General features: G+C 65.6%; 17 protein-coding genes. 6 read left to right on the forward strand and 11 right to left on the reverse strand.

The window, feature by feature from the left end; genetic code table 11:
- Positions 1 to 39: 39 nt before the first annotated feature.
- The 3 genes from P12x_RS09775 to P12x_RS09785 all read right to left on the reverse strand — a co-directional run bounded on the left by P12x_RS09775 (position 40) and on the right by P12x_RS09785 (position 3,646).
- On the reverse strand, positions 40 to 1,362 hold the full coding sequence (locus tag P12x_RS09775; RefSeq protein WP_435010676.1) for a S53 family peptidase: 1,323 nt from the start codon (positions 1,360 to 1,362) through the stop codon (positions 40 to 42).
- 449 nt (positions 1,363 to 1,811) lie between these two features.
- Positions 1,812 to 2,765: a sugar phosphate isomerase/epimerase family protein gene (locus tag P12x_RS09780; RefSeq protein WP_435010677.1), complete on the reverse strand. Its 954-nt coding sequence runs from the start codon at positions 2,763 to 2,765 to the stop codon at positions 1,812 to 1,814.
- A gap of 56 nt (positions 2,766 to 2,821) precedes the next feature.
- Positions 2,822 to 3,646, reverse strand: coding sequence for a sugar phosphate isomerase/epimerase family protein (locus P12x_RS09785; protein WP_435010678.1), 825 nt, complete (start codon positions 3,644 to 3,646; stop codon positions 2,822 to 2,824).
- Positions 3,647 to 3,855: 209 nt separating this feature from the next.
- Between P12x_RS09785 and P12x_RS09790 the strand changes: the two genes are divergently transcribed.
- Positions 3,856 to 4,311 (forward strand): hypothetical protein, encoded by a 456-nt coding sequence (locus tag P12x_RS09790; protein ID WP_435010679.1) that lies wholly within the window; start codon positions 3,856 to 3,858, stop codon positions 4,309 to 4,311.
- 15 nt (positions 4,312 to 4,326) lie between these two features.
- Here P12x_RS09790 and P12x_RS09795 read toward each other — a convergent pair whose 3' ends face one another.
- The 5 genes from P12x_RS09795 to P12x_RS09815 all read right to left on the reverse strand — a co-directional run bounded on the left by P12x_RS09795 (position 4,327) and on the right by P12x_RS09815 (position 11,809).
- Positions 4,327 to 5,079, reverse strand: coding sequence for a nucleoside phosphorylase (locus tag P12x_RS09795; RefSeq protein WP_435010680.1), 753 nt, complete (start codon positions 5,077 to 5,079; stop codon positions 4,327 to 4,329).
- A gap of 13 nt (positions 5,080 to 5,092) precedes the next feature.
- Positions 5,093 to 6,097 carry an adenosyl-hopene transferase HpnH gene (gene hpnH / locus P12x_RS09800; protein WP_435010681.1) on the reverse strand — a complete coding sequence of 335 codons (1,005 nt, stop codon included), beginning with the start codon at positions 6,095 to 6,097 and terminating at the stop codon, positions 5,093 to 5,095.
- An 84-nt stretch (positions 6,098 to 6,181) separates the two neighbouring features.
- Positions 6,182 to 8,209 carry a squalene--hopene cyclase gene (gene shc / locus P12x_RS09805; protein WP_435010682.1) on the reverse strand — a complete coding sequence of 676 codons (2,028 nt, stop codon included), beginning with the start codon at positions 8,207 to 8,209 and terminating at the stop codon, positions 6,182 to 6,184.
- A 241-nt stretch (positions 8,210 to 8,450) separates the two neighbouring features.
- A complete protein-coding gene (locus tag P12x_RS09810) occupies positions 8,451 to 9,806 on the reverse strand; it encodes a BON domain-containing protein (RefSeq protein ID WP_435010683.1) in 1,356 nt (451 codons plus the stop codon).
- A gap of 131 nt (positions 9,807 to 9,937) precedes the next feature.
- The gene (locus tag P12x_RS09815) at positions 9,938 to 11,809 is read right to left on the reverse strand and encodes a fibronectin type III domain-containing protein (protein ID WP_435010684.1); all 1,872 of its coding nucleotides are present in this window, start codon (positions 11,807 to 11,809) and stop codon (positions 9,938 to 9,940) included.
- 377 nt (positions 11,810 to 12,186) lie between these two features.
- Between P12x_RS09815 and P12x_RS09820 the strand changes: the two genes are divergently transcribed.
- Positions 12,187 to 12,627: a CBS domain-containing protein gene (locus P12x_RS09820; protein ID WP_435010685.1), complete on the forward strand. Its 441-nt coding sequence runs from the start codon at positions 12,187 to 12,189 to the stop codon at positions 12,625 to 12,627.
- A 30-nt stretch (positions 12,628 to 12,657) separates the two neighbouring features.
- Here P12x_RS09820 and P12x_RS09825 read toward each other — a convergent pair whose 3' ends face one another.
- Both P12x_RS09825 and P12x_RS09830 read right to left on the reverse strand, forming a co-directional pair.
- The gene (locus tag P12x_RS09825) at positions 12,658 to 13,629 is read right to left on the reverse strand and encodes an aldo/keto reductase (protein WP_435010686.1); all 972 of its coding nucleotides are present in this window, start codon (positions 13,627 to 13,629) and stop codon (positions 12,658 to 12,660) included.
- Between the two features lie 105 nt (positions 13,630 to 13,734).
- Complete coding sequence (locus P12x_RS09830; protein WP_435010687.1) at positions 13,735 to 14,190, reverse strand: hypothetical protein; 456 nt, start codon at positions 14,188 to 14,190, stop codon at positions 13,735 to 13,737.
- A gap of 181 nt (positions 14,191 to 14,371) precedes the next feature.
- On the opposite strand from P12x_RS09830, the gene P12x_RS09835 reads away from it, so the two are divergent.
- The 4 genes from P12x_RS09835 (at position 14,372) to P12x_RS09850 (ending at position 18,889) form a co-directional block, all read left to right on the forward strand.
- On the forward strand, positions 14,372 to 15,913 hold the full coding sequence (locus P12x_RS09835) for a phytoene desaturase family protein (protein WP_435010688.1): 1,542 nt from the start codon (positions 14,372 to 14,374) through the stop codon (positions 15,911 to 15,913).
- The gene (locus P12x_RS09840) at positions 15,868 to 17,091 is read left to right on the forward strand and encodes a glycosyltransferase (protein WP_435010689.1); all 1,224 of its coding nucleotides are present in this window, start codon (positions 15,868 to 15,870) and stop codon (positions 17,089 to 17,091) included. Before P12x_RS09835 ends, P12x_RS09840 begins: the two co-directional genes overlap by 46 nt.
- A 317-nt stretch (positions 17,092 to 17,408) precedes the next feature.
- Positions 17,409 to 17,747, forward strand: a complete 339-nt coding sequence (locus tag P12x_RS09845; protein ID WP_435010690.1) for a hypothetical protein — start codon at positions 17,409 to 17,411, stop codon at positions 17,745 to 17,747.
- A gap of 176 nt (positions 17,748 to 17,923) precedes the next feature.
- Entirely contained in the window at positions 17,924 to 18,889 is a 966-nt protein-coding gene (locus P12x_RS09850) for a DUF1559 domain-containing protein (RefSeq protein WP_435010691.1), read from the forward strand.
- 51 nt (positions 18,890 to 18,940) lie between these two features.
- Here P12x_RS09850 and P12x_RS09855 read toward each other — a convergent pair whose 3' ends face one another.
- Positions 18,941 to 20,374: a sigma-54-dependent transcriptional regulator gene (locus tag P12x_RS09855; protein WP_435010692.1), complete on the reverse strand. Its 1,434-nt coding sequence runs from the start codon at positions 20,372 to 20,374 to the stop codon at positions 18,941 to 18,943.
- Positions 20,375 to 20,633 lie beyond the last annotated feature (259 nt).

The raw sequence follows: 20,633 nt of genomic DNA on the forward strand, positions 1-20,633 counted from the left end.
TTACGGAGATCGACGACCGAGGTCAAGCCCGGCCGCGGGTCAGGCCCAGGACGGTCGCCACCCTCCGGTCGGCGACTGGCCGATCGTTCTCGCGTGGAATCCGCCCGAACGATGATTCTTGTACCACCATCTCGGGGGTTGCCTTCGATGGGGTTGCTTCGGCGGCGTGACGGGGGTTGTCCCACCTCCGGTCGTGGTGGTCCCTCCCGTCCCGGAGGTGGTGCCTCCCGTCCCGGTGGTCGTGGTAGTCCCGCTGGTCAGGTAAGAAATCAGGGGCTGGGCGTTGGGGGTTCCCAGGCCGGTTGCCGTGTCATAACCGACGGTCGCGCGACTTCCCGGGCCGGAAGTCACGTCGAAGAACGAGCCGACGGGGGCGGCGTAGATCATCGGCAAGGTCTGGGTGGCACCGTCGAGCGAGGTCTTGCCGCCGATCGCGAGCCCTTGATCGGCGATGGCGATCAACCCGGCCCAGATCGGGCTGGAGAGGCTGGTGCCGCCAATCTGATATTGCCGCCCCCCGGAAACGATGATCACGCCGGTATTCGGATCGGCCAGGGCGGCGACATCCGGGGTGGTTCGCTTGCCGGTCGACTGGACCGAGCGTTGATAGGCGGGCTCGGGCTCGTATCGGCTGATCCCGCCCCCCGAGCCCGACCAGTAGGTCTCGGAGACCCGGGCACCCGAGGAATTGACGGCCAGCGAGGTCCCGCCCACGCTCACCACGTTGGGAGACGACGCCGGCCACTCGGCCCCGGCCCCGCTATCGCCCGAGGAGGCCAGGAAGGTGATCCCTCCATGACCCGAGGGTGTCGTGAAGATGCTGTCGTAGCTCGTCTGGCCCGAGAACTCCGCGCTTCCCCAGCTCATCGAGACCACCGAGACGCTGGAGATCGACTTCGCGAATTTCACCGCGGCCAGCATGTCGGTCAGGCTCGACGAGGCCGCCTCGACCAGGATGATGTTCGCCCCGGGGGCCACCGCGTGGGCCCATTCCACATCCAGGGCGGTCTCCTGGTTCCAGCCGGCATCGGTCCTGGAGCCTCCCAGGTTATACTGGCTGAATGATCCCAGGGCCTTACTGGTGGGGCTATTGGCGACCGGGCGACTCGTCAGGGTCAAGCCGGGAAGGTTGTACTTCTGGTCGAAGGCGGTCAGATCGCTGTAGATCGTCGAGTCGTGGTAGGCGTCGATGATCGCGATCGTCTGACCCTTGCCATTTCCCTGGACGGTCCCGTTGAGGAAGCTGATCGAGTTCAGCCCGTAGGCGGAACCCAACTGACTCGGCGTGATGGTCGAGAGGACACATCGTTCGTCGAGAATCTCAAGGCGCGGGCGGGCTGCGAGGCGCCATTGCCTGGTCATGGGTGTCAACTCCGGGGTGCGCGGCGCGATCCATCGACGATCACTCGATGCGCTCTATCGAGAATAGAGCACGCCGAGAGCGCGACGGGGCGAAATGGGGGAAATTTCCCCTATCGAATCGGGACGAGTGGAAGCGAGACGCGCCCCCGTGGGCCACGTCGTGGATTGGCAAGGGGGGTGGGAGAGGAGGGATGGGATCGGGTCGCCGCCCGAGAGCGATCGCTCACCTCTTGAATGAAAATCTAGCCGACTTCCCCATCGATGCAACAAACAGGAAGCTCATTTTGACGAAACTTTACAAACGACCACCCGCGGGTCACCAACTTCGTGCCCTCTGGAGAGGCCTGGTAGATCGGCCTGGGGTGCGATCCCGGATTTCCGAAGGCGAGGTCCGTCCGGGACGATTTGCCTTCGGAGATCCGGGATCGGCAATCATTCAAGGTGGAGGCTCAGCCCACGTAATCGGCCCCTCGGAGCGATTCGAGGAGCTTCTTGGTCGCGACGATCCCTTCGTGCTCGCTCATCGACTTCCCCTCGTACTCGATCCCGACGTATTCGTTGTAGCCGGAGTCGGTGACGATCTTGAGGATCCGGGCGAAGTCGAGCTGGGACTCCTTCCCATCCGAGTTGAAGCCGTAGCTCTTGGCCGAGACCCCCTTGGCATAGGGCATCAATCGGGCGATCGCCTGATAGACATCGATCGTGTGCTTGCCCTGCTTATCCCTGGGGAAGTTGCCGAAGTCGGGCAAGGTGCCGAATCGGGGGCTGTTCACGGCCTTGATCAGCGCGATCAGGGAGTCGGGATCGCTGGAAGGCCCGCCGTGATTCTCGCAGATGATGTTGATCTTGCGCGACTCGCCGTACTCGGCCAGCTTCGAGCAGCCATCGGCCGCCGCTTCGACGTTCGAAGGGCTGTAATTGCCCCCCGTGTTGATCCGGATCGCGTGACAACCGAGGGCCGCGGCGGCGTCGACCCAGGGCTTGTGGGCCTCGACCGCCTTCTCGCGGACGGCCTTCTCGGAGGAGCTGAAGTCGAGCTTGCGGTCGAGGTCGATCATGATCAGGACGCAGGCGACCCCGTGGTCGTCGGCCCGCTTCTTCAGCTCCTTGAGATAGGCCTTATCCTCGGCCTTGTCCTTGAAGAACTGATTGACGAACTCGACGGCCTCGATCCCGTAGGTCTCCCGGGCCACCTTGGGGAAGTCGAGATTGTCGAGCTTGCCCTTGAAGAGGGTGTCGTGCAGCGACCACTCGGCGAGCGAGATCTTGAAGTCGCCGATCTTGCCGGAGGCGGGCTTGCCCGACTCGTCGGCCCTGGAGGTCCCGAGCCCCAGCCCGAAGGCGGTCCCGGCGGCGATTGTCCCCTGGAGGAAGCGGCGGCGGTCGATCGATCGGGGATTCATGGAGTGCCTCTCGATGGTGTCGATTCGGTCGTCGGACGTGAGGACGCGGGAGCGACTCAGACGTAGGCAATCTTCTTCTGGTCGAGCGCCGACTGCAACGCCCGAGCCGCGTCTCCGAAACGTTCAGGGCCGGTGAATCCGTACATCGCCTCGGCGACGACGAGATGCGGCTCCAGGGTGCAGAAGCCCGAGAAGCCATCGGCGACGGCCTCGGCGATGATCCGGGGAATCTGCCCTTCCCCCTCACCGGCGGGGACGTTCTTCTTGAGCTGGGAGTCGTAGTCCTTGACGTGGATGTGGGCCGTCCTCTTGCGAAGGAGGGCCCAGGCCTCGTCGATCGACTGGCCGACTTCGCAGTAATTGGCCGGGTCGAAGGCGTGGGCGAGCGACGGCGAGTCGACGGCCTCCAGGATCTCGGAGACCCGTGCGGCGGTGTCGCCGTAGATCCCTTTCTCATTCTCGAGGTAGAGCGAGACGCCCCATTCGGAGGCGATCCGGGCCTTCTCGGCCATCCTCCGGATCACCTCGTCCCGGTAGGTCTCGGGAGAGTCCCCCTCGGGGATGTAGTAGCTGAAGATCCGGATCCGGGGGCAGGCGTAGAACTCGGCCAGTTCCAGGGCCCGCTCGAACCGCTCCAGGTGGGGTTCGAAGGGCTCGTTGGCCTTGATCTTGCCGATCGGCGAGCCGATCGCGCTGAGCTCGAAATCTCGATCCCTGAGGAGGGCCCGGAAGGCATGGTGCCTCTTATCGGGCAGGTCCAACACATTGGTCCCTTCGATCGAACGGAATTCGATGTGGCGGATCCCGTGCTGGGTCAGGACGTCGACCTGCTCGACCGGGTCGGGGGAGATCTCGTCGGCGAAGGCGCTGATGCGAATCATGAGGCTCGTCTCGATCCAGTTCGGGTCGGGTCTCTTCGGGGGGGAGGGCCGGAGCCCGGATCGCCCCATCGTAGCAACGAAGCGGCAAACCGCCAGCGGTCGGTGGTGGATCGTCGGCCAACGGATTAGGATACTAAGTTCCTGTCGACGCCCCGGACCCCGGACTTCGCCGGTCGTCCACCCGCCGACCGAACCCCGGATGCCCGCCCATGATGACGCTCATCTGGACGTTCCTGATCAGCTATCTGATCCTGTTCGTCGTCTGTTATGTTGTCGTGGAGTTCGGCCAGAATTTTTTCTACGACGAGGTGACCCCGTCCAGCGGCCTCAAGGTGACCCTGGGGGCCTTTCTCCTGGCGGTGATGCTGACCTGGACCCGGTCGAACTTCGCCACGATGTTCACCTCGGAGATCGGCCCGACGGCCCTCCAGGCGATCCTCTGGAGTGGCGTCTTCATCCTGATCTTCCGATTCCACCCCTGGCATGGGTTCGCCCTGGCGATCGCGACGATGATTTTGTTCACCGGCATCACCACGATCGCCGTGGACAGCCTGCTGGCACCCAAGACGGCCGACCGGATCGACACGACCGAAACCATCAAGCCGATCCGACGCCCCGCCTACGGGGCACCGAAACCAGCGAATCCGCCCCCGGCCGCGAAGTGAGGGGCGACCCGGCACTCAGGGCAGTCGCGGGAAAGTGCCGACCAGGAAGGTGCAGAGCCGGTCGGCGGCCTCGATGGCGTGCTCGCGGAGGGCGAGCAGGTCTTTGACGCTGGAGGGGCGTTTCCAGAGAGCCCCCAGGGTGGCCCCCAGGCGGAGCCCCCCCGACCGCCCGAGGATCGACAGGACCTCGGGCGGAAGGTCGACCTTCGCGTCGTCGCTGACCACGCGGACCGAGAGGAAACGGACGCCCCGGTCGCCGCAGAGCGCGGCCACGCTCGAGGATTCCATATCCACCACGTCGGCCTCGTACTTTCGCCTCAGCTCGGCCTTCTCGGCGGCGGTCCGGACGATCTCGTCGACCGTCAGGAGTCGGCCCGATCGGAGTCCGGCCCCGGGGGGGACTTCCAGGTCGATGGCGAATCTTCGGCCTTCGAGATTCACGACCTCGCTCGGCAGGATGATCTCGTTCCGCTTCAGCGAAGGGTCGAGCGCCCCGCCGAAGCCCGCCGAGATGATCCAGCGGGGCCGGTGGCCGTCCAGGAGGATCTCCGCCCCCCGCTGGGCCCTCGCGCGGCCGGTCCCGGTCAGGACCACCACAACCAGCTGAGAACCGCATTCTCCTTCGACCACGGAGAACTTCGGCCCCGAGTACTTCCGGACATTCTCGAGCCGGGCCAGGAGCGGCGCGACCTCGATCGACAGGGCGGCCACCACCCCGATGTCGGCCGGGGCCGGCGCCGGGGCGTTCGCGGAAGGGCCGGCACTCATCGGAGACCGCCCCTCAAACGAATTGCCATTTGATCATCTTGAGCGTGTCGCCCAGCTTGCCGTTCACGCCCAGGGCGGCCGACGCCTCGAACCCCGAGTGGACCATGCAGTTCTCGCACCGGGGGTCCTTGCCCGGCCCGTACTTCTCCCAGGGGGTCTTGTTCAGGAGGTCGTCGAACGAGGCGTGATGGATGTCGGTGATCAGGTAGCACGGCCCCTTCCATCCCTTGATGTTCCGGGTCGGATTCCCCCAGGCGGTGCAGGTCATCTCGCGCTTGCCCTGGAGGAATTCCAGGAAGACCGGCGAGGTGCTGAACTTGTACTTGCGGAACATCGCCTCGGCCGCGCGGAACTTGGCCCGGATGTCCTCTCGGGTCATGAAGATCTCCTTGGTCTTCACGGCCGAGTAGCCGTAGCCCGGCGAGATCATGAACCCGTCGACGCCCAGCTCGGTCAGGTAGTGGAACATCGAGTCCAGCTCGCCCATCTCGGTCTCGTTGAACACCGTGGTGTTCGTGCAGACCATGTGGCCGGCGGCCTTGGCGACCTTGATCCCGTCGATCGCCTGGTCGAAGACCCCTTCCCGCTCGACGGCGAGGTCGTGCGACTTCCTCATCCCGTCCAGGTGGACGTTGAAGAAGAAGCGGTTGGAGGGCTTGAAGTCGTTGATCTTCTTGCGGATGAACATGCCGTTGGTGCAGAGGTAGACGACCTTTTTCCGCTCCAGGATCTTGGCGGTCAGCTCGCCGATCCCGGGGTAGATCATCGGCTCGCCGCCGCAGATCGAGACGACCGGGGCTCCGCACTCGTCGACGGCGTCCAGGCATTCCTGGATCGTAAGCTTTTGCTTGATGGTCGACTCGTACTCGCGAATCCGCCCGCAGCCGGTGCAGGTCAGGTTGCAGGCGTGGAGCGGCTCGAGCATCAGGACCATCGGGAATCGCTCGGTCTTCGCCATCTTCTTCTTGGCGACATATCCGGCGATCCGGGTTGTCATCTCCAGCGGGAACCGCAGCATCCGAGGCCTCCTTGGGGCGGTCTCGCGCCATCCTTGACGCGAAAAGTTCGATGGGGGGATGACCGATGTTCGACGGAAGTAGGATCAAATGTCAATCGGCCGAGGCGCCGCCGGGATCCGGCTGGCCTGGGCTCCGGTGTGCGAGGTTGACAGTCGGCCCACGGCCGCGTGATAGCGGGAGACCGCCATCAGCGAGAACGAGACCGGATAGAGGTGATAGCGGAGGTAGAAGATCCGAGGGAATCCGGTCCCGGTGTAGGTCTCGTCGAACCAGGTCCCGTCTTCTTTCTGCGTGTTGATCAGGTACTCGACGCCCCTCCGTGCGGGCTCACCGGAAGCCCGGCCGGCGGAGACCAGCCCCAGGACCGCCCAGGCGGTCTGGGATGGGGTGGGCTCCCCCTTCCCCATGTACGAGGGGTCGTCGTAGCTCAGGCAAGTCTCGCCCCAACCGCCGTCGGCCTGCTGGACCGACTCCAGCCATCGGCAGGCCCGGACCACCGCCGGGTGATCCATCGGGAAGTCGATCGCCTTGAGCCCCTGGAGGACCTGCCAGGTCCCGTAGATGTAGTTGACGCCCCACCGGCCGTACCAGCAGCCCTCGGGCTCCTGGGTCCGCCAGATGTATTCCAGGGCCCTCGCGATCGCCGGGTGATCGGCCCGGTAGCCGAGCTTCCCGAGCATCTCGAAGACCCTCGCGGTGATGTCGGCACAGCTCGGGTCGAGGATCGCGTTGTGGTCGGCGAAGGTGACCTTGGTCAGGACCTGATTATTGATGTCGCGATCGTAGGCCGCCCATCCCCCATCGGAGTTCTGGAGGGCCAGCAGCCAGTTCACGGCCCGCTTGGTGGCGGCCGTCACCTCGGGATCGTCCCGGAGGGCGGTGGCGTGCAGGGCCAGCACGACCATCGCCGTGTCGTCGATGTCGGGATAACGCTCGTTGTGGAACTGGAAGTGCCAGCCGGTCGGCTCGGCCCCGACCCCTCGGGCCTCCCAGTCGCCGGCGACCCGGACTTCCTTGTCGAGCAGCCATCGGGCCGACCGGAGGAGAGCCGGGTGATAGTCGGGCACTCCGGAGTCGGCCAGGGCGATCGTGCCGATGGCGGTATCCCAGGTCGGCGAGAGGCAAGGCTGGACCCGGATCGTCTCGCCTTCCTCGATCAGGAGGTCTTCGAGCTGCCGGAGGGCCCAGGTCATCGCGGCCGAGTCGGGGGCGTAGCCCAGCGATCCCAGGGCGACGACCGTGTAGATCATCGGCGGGAAGATCGCCCCCAGTCCGTCGGAGTTCTCGAAATGGTCGAGCATCCAGCGGTGGGCGGATCGGACGGCCGGCTGCCTCCAGGAGGCGGGCACCAGTCGGTCGGCCCACTTCATGACCCGGTCGGCCTTCAGGAAGAAGTTCTCCCAGGAGAACATCCCGTGCCGGACCGTCGAGGTCGCGGGGCCGTCGAGGAACAGCTCGGCGATCCCCATTTCTTTGGGCATCTTCCGGACCGGCTTGAAGACCGAGATGATCATCAAGGGGACGATGATCGTCCGGGTCCACGAGGACATCGCGGCCAGGCTGATCGGGAATTTCGCCGGGAGGAGCAAGAGCTCGGGCGGTACGTAGGGGACCTCGTCGTAGGGCATCTGCCCGAGGAGGGCCAGGTAGAACTTGGTGAAGCTATTGCAGGCCCGCGCCCCGCCGTGCTCGTGGATCACCTCGCGGGCCCGGGTCAGGGCCGGGCCATCGGTGGGAACCCCGAGCATCTTCAGGACAAAGTAGGCCTTGACCGTCGCGCTGATGTTGGGAGGGCCGCCGGGATAGATCGACCAGCCGCCGTCGGCGTTCTGCTCTTCGAGGATGGTCCGGCCCATCTTCACGCAGGCCGGGTCATCAATCCGGCCGAGGTAGGCCATCAGCAGGACGTATTCCGACTCGAGGATCGTGTCGCCTTCGAGTTCGCCGATCCAGAATCCCTCGGGGTCCTGGGCCTCGACCAACCAGTCGCGGGTCGCGGCCATCGCCCGCTCGTGGCCCGTCATCGAGATCGAATGCGGGCTGGTCGCCCATCGAGGGGTCGAATAGCCCGAGGCCCGCCCTGGGGCGCCACCTTCCGTGTTGGCGGTCATGCGATCCTGGCCCCTCTCCCTGGGTCTGTGGTCCGATGATCGGCTGACACGGCTCCGTCCGGTCCGGCCGAGCCTGGCGTCTTCGGGGAATCCCCCCGGTCAAGCGCGGCGTCATCCTAGAAGCACAGGCCCAGTCGATCAAGGTCAATCACCGTCGGGAAAGCCCTCCAATTGGTATTATTTGCAATTTCGCCACCTGGTTGGGGGCGAAAAACTTACGCATCTTACCGGACCGTCAAACTTACCGAGATTCGGCCGCGACTTCGGCCGTCAGGCGGTACCCCCGGAGGATCGGCATCGAGCGGAGGATGGCGTCGAACCGATCGCGATCTTCCTCGCGTCCGAGGGTCCCCCGGAGATCCAGGACGTTCCCCTGGGTACGGACCCGGTCGATGTGGGCGAGGTCGCCGACCTGGCGCCGGATCTGGGCTTCGAGATACGGTTCGACGTCCTCGGGTCGACCTTTCTCGATCAGAGGGTTCGGGCCGGTCCCGTCCGGGACCACGAATTCGAGCCGATCGACGACCTCGCGGACCCCTGGCGTCTGCTCGACCGCCCGGTAGGCGAGCATGGCCTCGTAGACCGTCGGGACCTTCCCGGTGAGCGAGGCCACGCCCTCGCGGACCTTCACCTGGACCGGGAGCCCGGACAGGGCCGCTCGGGACTCGACGGCCCGCGTGGCTCGCTGGTCCACCGGATCGACCTCCGGGCGGATCGCCTGGGCGTCGGGCGGGGGTGCCGGCGTGGGGGGCGGGGGAGGATTATCGGATGGGGCCGGGGCGTTCGGCTGCACATTCAGGAGGTTGACGACCTCGGTGACGCCCGGGGTCTGGGCCACTTTTTGCCCCAGCGTGATTCGTTCGGCGAGGCTGGGCACGGTCCCCCGGAGCGTTGCGACCCCTCGCGGGTCGATCGCCATGTCGACCGTCCCGTAGGGAATCTCGGCCGAAGGTTGGGCCTCGGGGCCGGCGTTCTGGTTGTTGTCCTGTCCCTGGAAGTTACCCATCGGACCCGGCGCCATCGGCGGGGGTTGCGGGCCCAGTCGAAGTCCGGTCAAGGCTCCCCAGTAGGGAGGATAGGAGATCACGGGGGGCTCGAATCCGTAAAACGGATCATCCAGCTTCCCCAGGATCGGCTGGGGATAGATATAGGGGACCGACCCGTAAAATCCGGTCATGGGATAGCTCGGCGTGTAGCCGCCGGCATAGCCCGCGCCAGATCCGCCGGGATAGCCGGGCTGGCCCGCGAAGGCCGCCGCCTGGTGGGCCGCCTCGGTGTCGATGATCAGATCGTCGACCACCGGGACCCCCAACGCGAGCGCCGTCTGGATCGCGATATCGTGAACCTGCTTGGTCCCGACCCTCCCCTTGAGCGCGATCTTCTTGCCCCGAGGTTCGGTGTCGAACGCGTAAGCTGCGGTCAGTGGGTTGACCTGGAGCGCCCGGAGCAACCTCAACTCGATCTCGGATGGTCGAGCCGCCCGGGGCGGAGGGGCCTGGGTCGACGGGATCGGAACCTGAGCCCTGATTGATCCGGGTCCGGCCAGGCAGAGCCCGCCGAGGGAGAGGGCCACGCACAACGTCCGGTGTCGCCTCATGGTACGGTCGCCTCCTGGTAAGAGGGCGGCGCGTACGTCCTGACGGTGCGTCGTCCCTCATCTCAAGATACGCCCGGTCCACGAGGCCGACAAGCGAGAGCGACCGATCGTGAGCGCCGCTCACGGGCCGATCAACGCGGCGAAGCTCCCGCCAACCGAGGAGCCTCGGCCCCCTTGTCGATGATCAGGGAGTCCACCTCGCGGCCCTCCCGATCGAACGATCGGTAGGTCAGCCGCTTCGGCTTCACCTGGATGTCGATGGTCTGGTAGGTGGCGAGATTGGTGAATCCCTTCGACGTATAGCCCCTCGGATCCTGCTCGCAGAACTTCTCGCCCGAGACGGAGACCACGTAGACCGTCCCTTCCGCAGGAGACTCGACGGGCCGACCCGCGCGCATGGGCCGGGTCCTGAGATAGGCGTGGTCGTGCCCCTGGAGGACCATGTCGACGTGATGCTTGTCGAAGACCGGCCCCCAGGCTTCGCCGATCGGAGGGTTCTCGCGAGTCGGGTGCGAGGCATAGACCGGGTGGTGGAAGGTGACGAACTTCCAGGTCGCCCGGGTTCGGGTCAGGGCCTCGTCGAGCCAGTCGGTCTGGGCCTTCGCGAGCCGGGAATCGTAGAGGCCCAGATTGCTGTCCAGGACCGCGACGAAGGCGTCGGAATATTCGAACGAATAGACCAGGTTCGGGTCGATCCCCGCCGGACCATTGGCCGGGAGGTCGAAGGTCCCCCTGTAGATCTCCGGCCCCAGGTCGAGATATTCGTGGTTGCCAACGCTGGGCATGAACGGGATTTCTTCGAACACCCCGGCCGCCCTGAGGAAGAAGTGGTCCCAATTCGTCCGCTCGTTCCCCCGGTCGACCAGGTCTCCCGCGAGCAGGAGGAAACCGGCGTCGGGCCTCCGCCGATGGGCGACGTGGAGCAAGTCGCCCCAGCGCTCCAGGCCGCACTGGGCGTCTCCCATGTAGAGGAACCCGAAATCGCGGAGCACCGACGGGGCCGTCTGCACGGTCCGCCAGTCCGTCCAGCCGTTCGGGGTCCCGTCCCCCACGCTGTAGGCATACCGCGTATCCGGGGCCAGACCTTCGACGATCGCACGGTGGCGGAGGATGGTGGGATCGTTGAGGAGCCCCTGGGAATTCACCGGATGGGCATCGCCCCGGATCACTTTCGGGTCGATCTTCCCCGCCTCCCCGGACGACTCGGGGGCGATCCGGACGAAGGAATCCCCCACCGAGGGGTCGGTCCGCCAGGTAATCGACAGGGTGTTCGTCGGATCGGCCCCGAACGAGACGACCACCTGATCGGGAGATGGCCCCGAGGGCTGCCGCGTCTTCCAGACCCGGCCGCGTGCCAGTGCCCCTTCGTTGCGACGCTCGAACGCGGTCCTGACGATCGTCGAGCCGATCAGTCGGCTCGGGAGCGACTCGAAGGGCTTCTCAACGTCGGAGTAAGGGCTGACGCCGGGTCGAGCGATGACCGTCGAGAGGTCGAGAGGATCTCTCGGCTCGATCGCGACGGTGCCCCCGCCCTCGGCTCGGAGGAAGACCGCATATTGCGATCGAGCGGTCACATCCAGCCCATTGACCCCGAGCCCGATCAGCCCGACTGGAAACGACTTGCGAAAGAGTATGAAGGTCCCGTCCGCGTTCTTGAGTCGGTCTCCCGTGTCGTCGAATCCCTGGTCACTCAGCCAGAATGGCGGCGAGTTCTCGGGAGCGGCCACCTCGACCACCACCGGCCGGTCGGCCCGGAACCGAATGGCGTTCCGGCCGAGCGCCCGCCGCTCCTCGTGGGTGAGCTGGCCGAGGACTCGATCTCCCCGGCCGACGATCTCGGTCAACTTGCCCGGCGAGATCGAGCGGCCGAGCCTCTGGCCGACCTCGGTGATCGTCTCGCGGGCGGTCGGGAGCTGGTCGACTTCGACCTGGGGGACGCAGCCCCCCCAGGCCACGACCCAGCAGATTAGCCACTTCGACGGTCGTTCCCGGGTCATCGGCATCGGGCTCCCTCCCTCCGAACCATCGGCGGCACTCCGGCCCCGACATTTTCTAACGCAATCGGGCCGATCCTCAAAGGCGAGTGCTCGGAAAGAATCGAAGGTCCTCCGACCGGATCGGCCGAATCAACCCCGGGCCGAGGGAGAGTGAGATTCCCGCTCGAATCGAAGAATCCGTAATTCCATATTCTTGAGGTTTTTAAAGAAATCGACCTCTGATCTCGGGGAAAGCTCTGCCATTCACCCCTTGCGTACCCCGGCGGCGATCTACAGTATGAAGGAAGCCAGACCATTCTCACCGAGGCAGCCGGACGCAGAGCCATCTTAGGCATGGCTCCATCTCTTCGCGTCCTGTCTTCCACAGCGCAGGGGAGAACATCATGATTGTCCGCGAGGTCCTGAAGGCGAAGGGTTCCCGGATCGTCACCATTGGCCCGGATTCGACGGCGGACGAGGCCATCGCCCGGATGGTCGAGGAGAATATCGGCTCACTCCCGGTGGTCGACCTCGACAATCAGCTGGTCGGCGTCATCAGCGAGCGCGATCTGATCCGCGAGATGCACGACCGAGGCCCAGATTTCCGGGACTGCCCGATCCGTTCGATCATGACCCTCGATCCGATCACCTGCGGGATCGACGACGAGGTCGAGGCCGTCATGGGCCAGATGTCCGAGCGGAGGATCGCCAAGGTCCCCGTGATCGAGCGGGGAGCCCTGGCCGGCATCATCTCGGTGGGAGACGTGGTCAAGCTGCTCTACGAGCGGACCCGTGCCGAGAATCATCACCTGATGGATTATCTCTACGGCCCGGCGCACGTTTGACCCGCAGATCATCGAGACCGCACGCCCGGGTCACTGCGACCAGGACGTGGGCGTGCGATCCCATCGGTGGGCCTTGAGACGTTCCAGGAGCGGGGGAGGCAAGGGTCGGCCGTCGCTCGTCGCGATGTTCGCCTCGACGTTCCTCCGCTTCCTCATCCCCGGGATGATCGTGGAGATTCGCGAGTCGGCCAGGATCCAGCGGAGGGCCAGCGCGGCCATGGTCATCCCCTCGGGGATCAGGGGGCGGAGCGCCTCGGCATGCTCGACGCTGGCCCGGAGATTCTCGGGCACGAAGTAGGTGCTCCTCCAGTCCTCCGCCGGCCAGGTCGAGTCTTTCGTGAGCGTGCCGGTCAAGGTCCCCTCGTCGAACGGGACCCGGGCGATCACGCCGATATCGAGCGCCTCGCAGAGGGGCAAGAGTTCGTCCTGAGGGGCCTGGTCGAAGATGTTGTAGATCACCTGGACGACGTCGATCCGGCCGACCTTGAGGGTCTCCACGACATTCTCGGGCTCCCAGCGGTTCACGCTGACGCCGACCGCCCGGACGATCCCCTGACGCTTCAGGTCGTCCATCGCGAGCTGCCAGCTCTCGTCGTGGGCCCAGGCGTCCTCCCAGACGTGGAACTGGAGGAGGTCGATATGCGGTAGGCCCAGGTTGGCCAGGCTCTTCTCCGCATACTCGCGAATATGGTCGGGCGGGAAGCAGTCCTCCAGCTTGAAGCCTCGGCGCGAAGGCCAGGTGAAGTTCCTGGGCGGGATCTTGGTCGCGACGATCAGTTCCTTCCGGGGATATTCGCGGACGACCCGCCCCAGGATCGACTCGCTATGACCCTTGCCGTAGCCCCAGGCGGTGTCGAAGAAGTTGCATCCCAGCTCGATCGACCGATGGAGCGAGTCCATCGACTCGGAATCATCCGACCCCGACCATCCGGCCAGGCCCCACATCCCGTAGCCGATCTCGCCGACCTTCCAGCCCGTCCGACCCATCGTCCGATACTGCATCGCCTGCCCCTTCGAATCGGATTCAATCGTGGATGATCTTGGCATGATGGCCGATCCGGGCCCTCCTGGCAACGGTTCACGACAGGCTCAGGATCTCGGCCCGGCTCATTTCCCGGCCTTCTCCCGCGCGAGGCGGGACTCGGCTTCGAGCCGGATGAACTCGGCCTTCGAGACCGACATCCGGTCGAGGCCGGTCGGATTGCCGCCCACCAGCGCCTTCACTTGATCCTCGAAATCGACCGCCGCCTTGACCTCCTCGGCCAGGATCCCGAGCCGCTCGGCGGCGTCGGAGGCGGCCTCCAGACGGGCTTCGAAGACCTTCCGGGTCCAGCCCTGGATCTCCTCGGCGACGACCAGGGGAGCGGGAATGCCCTTCTCGCCGGCCGGAGCCAGGAGATACTCGCGATACTGCTTGAGGATCTCCTGGGCAACCTTCACCCGGGCCTTGGCCAGTTCCTTGACGTCGTCGGCCGGGTCGAGGGTCGGGGCCGCCGGCGCCAGCGCGGCGATCAGGGCAAGGGACCCGAGCCATAGGGAACGGTCGTGAATAATCCGGCTCATCGATCGGCCTCCCCGATTCGGATTGCGGTGGTCCATGCCAATAAAGGTACCTGCCAATAAGTTACCGCAACGGAAGACGATCGGCCATGAATTCGGTCGGGATCGCCGCCGAGTTGGAATGGGCTCGACCGCGCGCCTACAGTAGTGAGATTGGTGGACCGACGGCGAGGCAGGGGCGACCATGACGACGACTCGGGCGGTGGTGATCGGCGGCGGCCTGGGCGGACTGGCCGCGGCCCTGGAATTGAAACGACGAGGCTATCAGACCATCGTCCTGGAGCGACACGCCGAACTCGGCGGCAAGGCGAGCGAACGCAAGGAGGGGGGATACCGCTGGGACGAAGGGCCGAGCATCGTGGTGATGCCCTGGGTCTACCGGACGCTCTTCGAGGCCAGCGGGCTCGACCCGGAGAAGTACCTGCCGCTCCGCCGACTCGACCCAGCCTTCCGGATCGTCCTATCCGACGGCCGGACCCTCGACATCCCGGCCGATCAGGCCGGCCTCCGCGACGCCTTCGCCGCGATCGACCCCGAAGAAGGCCCGGCGCTGGACCGCTTTCTCGAAAAGATGGATCGATTCGCCAAATTAATCTCGCACGCTTATTGCGATCGGATCCTGGAGAATTGGGGGCAGGTGATGTTCTCCCCCCTGATGCTCTCCGCCGCGTTGATCTCCCCCGCGAAAGGCTATGCTCAGGAGATCGACGAGCAATTCCGGTCGCCCGCGATCCGCGAGTTGCTCTACGGTTTCCCCACCTATTCGGGATTCGACCCCCAGCACGCCCCGGCGAGCCTGGCGATCATCCCCTGGACGATCATGCGGGAAGGGGTCTGGTATCCGGCCTCGGGCGGGATCGCCGCGATTCCACGATCCATCGCCTCGGCCTGTCGCGATTCGGGAGTAGACATCCATACCGGAGTCGAAGTCGACGCCATCGAGCTCGATAGCCGGGGTCGAGTCTCGGGGGTCCTGACCAGCTCGGGGCCGATACCGACCGACGTGGTCGTCTCGAACGCCGACTATATCCAGACGTTCCGGATGCTCCGGGGCGGCAATGGGTTCTCGGGCGAGGTGAAGGACCTCCGCGAGGGGAAGGCCGAGCCCTCGACCTCGTTCTTCACGATCCAGATGGCCTGCGACCGGAACTGGGACGCCCTGGCCCATCACATCCTGGTCCTGACCAAGGGATCGAATCGGGTCTACGACGAGCTATTCGTCCGGGGCGAATACACCTCGGACCCGCCGATCTACGCCAACGTGACCAGCGTGACCGACCCCGACGACGCCCCGGCCGGAGGTTCGAACCCGTTCATCGTCGTCGGGGCCCCACCCCTGAAGCCCGGCCGCGAGGAAGAACGCGACCGAGGCTTCGAGGAGCGTTACGCCGACCGGCTGATTGACAGGCTGGAGCAAGCCGGGGTCCCGGGCCTGGCCTCGGCCACGGTCTCCCGGAAGATCGCTGCCCCCCACGACTGGCGCGACCGGTTCTCGGCCTTCCTCGGCTCGATCTACGGGCTGGGGAACAAGCATAACGTCCTGGGCGGGAGCTTCCGGCCGCTGAACTACCGGGCCGACGTGCCGGGTCTCTACTTCGTCGGGGGGGGAGTCCAGCCCGGAGCGGGGATGCCGATGGTCGTCCAGAGCGGCAAGATCACCGCCGAGCGAATCGCCCGCGAATGGCCGCTCCCCGCCTCGAAGGCCCGGCCGGTGGCGGCCCGATGATCGGAATCCTGATCCCGGGCGGACTGGTGGCCCTGGCCTGGACCGCTTTGGCCATCCGGCTGATCCGAAGCTCGCGGGGGGAGTGGTTCCGCTTCCTCCGCCCGATTGAAGGGCCGATCCCGGACGGACCCGAGATCGCCGCGATCGTCCCGGCCCGGAACGAGGAGGCAAACATCGCCCAGACCATCGAGTCGCTCCGGGCCCAGGAATATCCTTCGCTGACGATCACGGTCGTCGACGACCAGTCGACCGACCAGACCTGGCCGATCCTGGAGCGGATCGCGAACGAGTCCGACAATCGGGCCGCGCTCCGGGTGGTCCGGGGGCTGGAGCGTCCGGCGGGGTGGGTTGGCAAGACCTGGGCCGTCCATCAAGGGGTTTCAAAGACCCGAGCCGAATGGCTCTGGTTCGTCGACGCCGACATGGGACTCCACCCGAGGGCCCTCGCCTCGGCGATTCGCGAGGCCGACCGGACGGGGGCCGATCTCGTCTCGCTCCTGCCGGGCGTCCGCTGCGAAACCTTCTGGCAGGGGACGATTGCCGCCTCGTTCCTCCAACTCCTGGCGCAACTCTACCCGATCGATCGGGTCAACGATCCCGATCGACCGGACGCGCTGGCCGCCGGAGGATTCATCCTGGTCCGAAGCTCGGCCTACGAACGGGCCGGGGGGCACGAGGCCTGCCGGGGCGAGATCATCGAGGACTTGAAGCTCGCCCAGCATGTGAAGAAAGCCGGGGGGAAGCTCGCGGTCCGCCTGGCCCCCGGGCTGGCCTGGACTCACATGTATGGCAGCTTCGGCGAGATCTGGCGAGGGCTCCGCAAGAATGCCTACGCCGGGATGGATTACATGCCCCACAAGTACGTCACCGGGGCCATCCTCGCCCTGCTGATGGCCTGGGCTCCGGCGGCCTGCCTGGCAACCGGCTCCTCCCCCGCGATCGTCATTGGTGCCTGCGGGATTGCCGCCCAGGTCCTCGCCTCGGTGCCGATCCTCGTGTTCCTCGATCTTCCCTGGATCTTCGCGCTCGCCTTGCCGGCGGGGATCACGGCGTATGTGGCGATCGCCTCGGCGAGCGTCTGGCATCACCACCGAGGGCGAATCCTCTGGAAGGATCGCGTCCTCTCGACTTCGGACGTGCTGTCCCGCTCGGCACGGATCGACGAATCGGCCCCTTGAAAAAACCGGGACATTTCCTGCAAAAACCGGGGACAGATTCCCCGTGATCGTCGCCTACTATACTCGGTTCGGCCGACACGTTCGCGTGACGACCGACCCTCGGCTCGACGCGTGAGAGGGCGCGTCGAGCCGTTTTTTTATGGACATAACTCATTGGGAGATGGACCTGGCCCGAGATCAACTCGCTCGGGATCCCTGGAGGGGCACTCGCGTGAAATTATCGCGAGTCGGCCCTGCTGGACTTGACAATCACCAAACATTGGACTGATCATTAAGCCACGAATTTGATCGGAAGGCTCGCCGGAGGCGGTGCTCTCGTGCGATGGAGTCGTTTGTGGCTGACTCTGGTCTACTCGCTGGCCACCCTGGTGGCCATGGGAGTCCACGACCACCGAGCGGCGGATGCCCCAATCCCCGAGTCGCACGGCGATTGCGATGAGTCCCGGCTCCATGTGGCCGGACATGAGGTCATCTCGCCGGGAGATCCCCCGGCCCCTTGCCCTTCCTGCCAGTTTCGTTCCCACCACACACTCTGGCGGACCGCTTCCTCGCCAGCACCCGGCCCGGGCTTGACCGAACCGGTCGAGCTAGGCCGGGCCTCGACCCTCCCCGGGTCACCCCTCCGGACCAGCTGCCGGGCACCCCCGCTCGTTTGACCGAGCCCACCCGCTCGCGGGCTTTCGACCGATCGTCGCGTTTCCATCGCGGCCCGGTCGGCCCTTCGTCAACGCGCGTCCTTCCCGACCGAAATCCTGATCGGATCGGCCCCGTTCGATCGGCTCTTAAACGAGTCGCTCCCCGTCCGTGGCCGAGGCAGCCTACCGGAGTTCCCATGCGCCCCAAGAATTTCCGTCGACGTCTCGACGGCTTCACGTTGATCGAATTGCTCGTCGTGATCGCCATCATCGCCGTCCTGATTGCGCTGTTGCTTCCCGCGGTCCAGGCCGCCCGCGAGGCCGCCCGACGCTCGCAATGCACGAACAATCTCAAGCAAATCGGCCTGGCGATCCATAACTATTTCGACACCAATCAGACCTTCCCGCCCGGCTATTCCAGCTTCTGGAAGAAGGACTCGGGCGACCAGGGGACCGCCCAGGACGACATCGGACCGGGCTGGGGCTGGGCCAGCATGATCCTCCCCCAGGTCGAACAAGGCCCGCTCTACAACGCGATCAACTTCGGCCTGACGATGACCTATCCCCAGAACAATACCGCCCAGCTCCTCCGCGTGAATGTCTTCCTCTGCCCGTCCGATAGCCCGAACCAACTGGTCCCGGTCCGTAACGAGGCGAACACCCAGACGGTCTACACCGTCGGGTCGGCGAACTACGTCGGGATGTATGGGATCGGCGAAGTCGGCGAGGCTCCGGGGGCGGGCAACGGCGTGTTCTTCCGGAACAGTCGGGTCGGGTTCCGCGACATCACCGACGGGACGAGCCAGACCTTCCTCGCCGGGGAGCGGAGCCACGACCTGAGCTACGTCACCTGGACCGGCCGGGCCATCGGCGGCTGGCTCTTTCCCACCCCTTCGTTCGAGGGGGGGAGGAATACCTTCAGCCCCGATCCCGAAGAGTCCTTCACGATGATCCTCGGGCCGATCGGGGTCGAGGGCTTCACCAGGACCCCCAACCATTCCTCGGCCCACGTCGAGGACTACCGGAGCTGGCACCCCGGCGGCGTCAACTTCCTCTTCGCCGACGGATCGGTCCGGTTCATCAAGAACACCATCAATGAGGCGACCTATCAGGCCCTGGCAACACGCTCGGGTGGCGAGGTCATCAGCGCCGATCAGTACTGAGTCGGCCCCCGAGGCCCGCTCCGGCTACACGGCCCGGGGCGGGCCCGATCCTCAGGCCGGTTCGCCCACGGCCACCCCTTCGCGACGAGCCGCGAGGTGGGGTTTGAATTCGGACTTGTCGATCTGATAGCGACGAAGCTTCTCCGAGATGCTCCGGCGAGACAGCCCGCAATGCTCGGCGCATCGGTCGATCCGCCCTCGGAAGCGCTCCAGGACGCGCTGGAGGTAGGCACGCTCGATCCGTTCGGTGAGCTCGTCGGTGATCGACTGGAGCGGGCGTCGGATGTCGAATTCGAGCGAGAACGGCTCCTCTCGCGTCGAGACGATCTGGGGTGGGAGGTTCTCTGGCTCGATCACAGGCCCCGGCGTGGTCACGACCATCTGCTCGACCAGATGTTCGAGCTCCCGGACATTACCCGGCCACTCGTACCTCGCCAGGCGCGAGAGCGTCTCGCGAGCGACCGATTTCAAGGGGAACCGTCGCTCGGCGAGCTGGGCCAGGAAGTGTTCGACCAGGAGCGGAAGATCCTCGATCCGCTCGCGGAGGGGCGGAAGCTCGATCGAGATGACATTCAGCCGATAATAAAGGTCTTCGCGGAACCGGCCCGCGGCCACCGCCTCGGAAAGCCCGACGTTGGTCGCCGCCAGGACCCGAGTGTCGGCCTGGATCACCTCGCCTCCGCCGACCCGCTCGAACGTCCCGTCCTGGAGGACCCGGAGGAGCTTGGCCTGCATCCCCATCGGCAGCGAGCCGATCTCGTCGAGCAGGAGTGTCCCGCCGCTCGCCTGCTCGAAGCGTCCCTTCTTCTGGCGGTCGGCCCCGGTGAAGGCCCCCTTCTCGTGCCCGAAGAATTCGCTCTCCAGGAGCGGCTCGGGCACCGCAGCGCAATTCACGGCGATCAGCGGGCCTGTCCGCGACTTGTCGTTGTAATGGATCGCCTGGGCGGCCAGTTCCTTGCCCGTGCCGGTCTCGCCGGTGATCAGGACCGTGCAGTTCGAGGCCGAGACCCGGGCCACCTGCGCGAAGACCTCGCGCATCCGGGCGCTCTTGCCGAAGAGATTGTAGTACGAGTAGCGCTGGTGGAGCCCCTGCCGGAGCGAACGGACCTCGTCCTGGAGCTTGCGGTCCTCCAGCGCCTTCTCGACCAGGAATTCGAGCCGGACGTGGTCGATCGGCTTGACCAGGTAATCGTAGGCGCCGAGCTTCATGGCCTCGACGGCCGAGTCGATCGAGGCGTGACCGGTCATCACGATCACCGTGGCGGGCAGGTCGCGGTTCCGGATCTCGCGGATCAGGTCGAGGCCGCTGATCCCCGGCAGGCAGAGATCGGTCAGGACGACCGAGAAATTTCGCTCGGTCAGCCACTCGAGCGCCGTGGTCCCTTCGTGGGCGACCTTGATCCGTCGATCCGGTCGGGCGAGGAGTTGCGAGAGTTGCTCGCAGATCAACTCGCTGTCGTCCACGACGAGGATGCGTCGATCCATGGCGTTCCATCCCTGGTTGTTCGTCGGAGGATTCGAGTCCCAACCCATCCGGTCGGCAAAGCCACGACCGGCTCGATGTTCGAGAGAGAGGGTGGGACTCGAAGCTAGACTACGCGGATTCCCGCCCCTGTCAAGCCGTTCCATTCGCGTGTCGGTCGCACGGATTGTAACGTTAACCTCCCGTTCTGGTAAATCCGACCATCAGCCCATCGATTCCTGGGCAGTCAAGTTGGCCGATTTCGCTTCCGTGCCTGCATTT

The organism is Tundrisphaera lichenicola, assembly GCF_051175385.1.
GTDB classification, from domain to species: Bacteria; Planctomycetota; Planctomycetia; order Isosphaerales; family Isosphaeraceae; genus Tundrisphaera; species Tundrisphaera lichenicola.

Coding starts and splice junctions, on each gene's coding strand:
- P12x_RS09850 (WP_435010691.1), top strand. CDS start 17,924: ATGCGCCCCAAGAATTTCCGTCGACGTCTCGACGGCTTCACGTTGATC.
- P12x_RS09855 (WP_435010692.1), bottom strand. CDS start 20,374: ATGGATCGACGCATCCTCGTCGTGGACGACAGCGAGTTGATCTGCGAG.
- P12x_RS09825 (WP_435010686.1), bottom strand. CDS start 13,629: ATGCAGTATCGGACGATGGGTCGGACGGGCTGGAAGGTCGGCGAGATC.
- shc (WP_435010682.1), bottom strand. CDS start 8,209: ATGACCGCCAACACGGAAGGTGGCGCCCCAGGGCGGGCCTCGGGCTAT.
- P12x_RS09785 (WP_435010678.1), bottom strand. CDS start 3,646: ATGATTCGCATCAGCGCCTTCGCCGACGAGATCTCCCCCGACCCGGTC.
- P12x_RS09790 (WP_435010679.1), top strand. CDS start 3,856: ATGATGACGCTCATCTGGACGTTCCTGATCAGCTATCTGATCCTGTTC.
- P12x_RS09775 (WP_435010676.1), bottom strand. CDS start 1,362: ATGACCAGGCAATGGCGCCTCGCAGCCCGCCCGCGCCTTGAGATTCTC.
- hpnH (WP_435010681.1), bottom strand. CDS start 6,097: ATGCTGCGGTTCCCGCTGGAGATGACAACCCGGATCGCCGGATATGTC.
- P12x_RS09840 (WP_435010689.1), top strand. CDS start 15,868: ATGGCCGCTCCCCGCCTCGAAGGCCCGGCCGGTGGCGGCCCGATGATC.
- P12x_RS09820 (WP_435010685.1), top strand. CDS start 12,187: ATGATTGTCCGCGAGGTCCTGAAGGCGAAGGGTTCCCGGATCGTCACC.
- P12x_RS09815 (WP_435010684.1), bottom strand. CDS start 11,809: ATGCCGATGACCCGGGAACGACCGTCGAAGTGGCTAATCTGCTGGGTC.
- P12x_RS09780 (WP_435010677.1), bottom strand. CDS start 2,765: ATGAATCCCCGATCGATCGACCGCCGCCGCTTCCTCCAGGGGACAATC.
- P12x_RS09830 (WP_435010687.1), bottom strand. CDS start 14,190: ATGAGCCGGATTATTCACGACCGTTCCCTATGGCTCGGGTCCCTTGCC.
- P12x_RS09795 (WP_435010680.1), bottom strand. CDS start 5,079: ATGAGTGCCGGCCCTTCCGCGAACGCCCCGGCGCCGGCCCCGGCCGAC.
- P12x_RS09810 (WP_435010683.1), bottom strand. CDS start 9,806: ATGAGGCGACACCGGACGTTGTGCGTGGCCCTCTCCCTCGGCGGGCTC.
- P12x_RS09835 (WP_435010688.1), top strand. CDS start 14,372: ATGACGACGACTCGGGCGGTGGTGATCGGCGGCGGCCTGGGCGGACTG.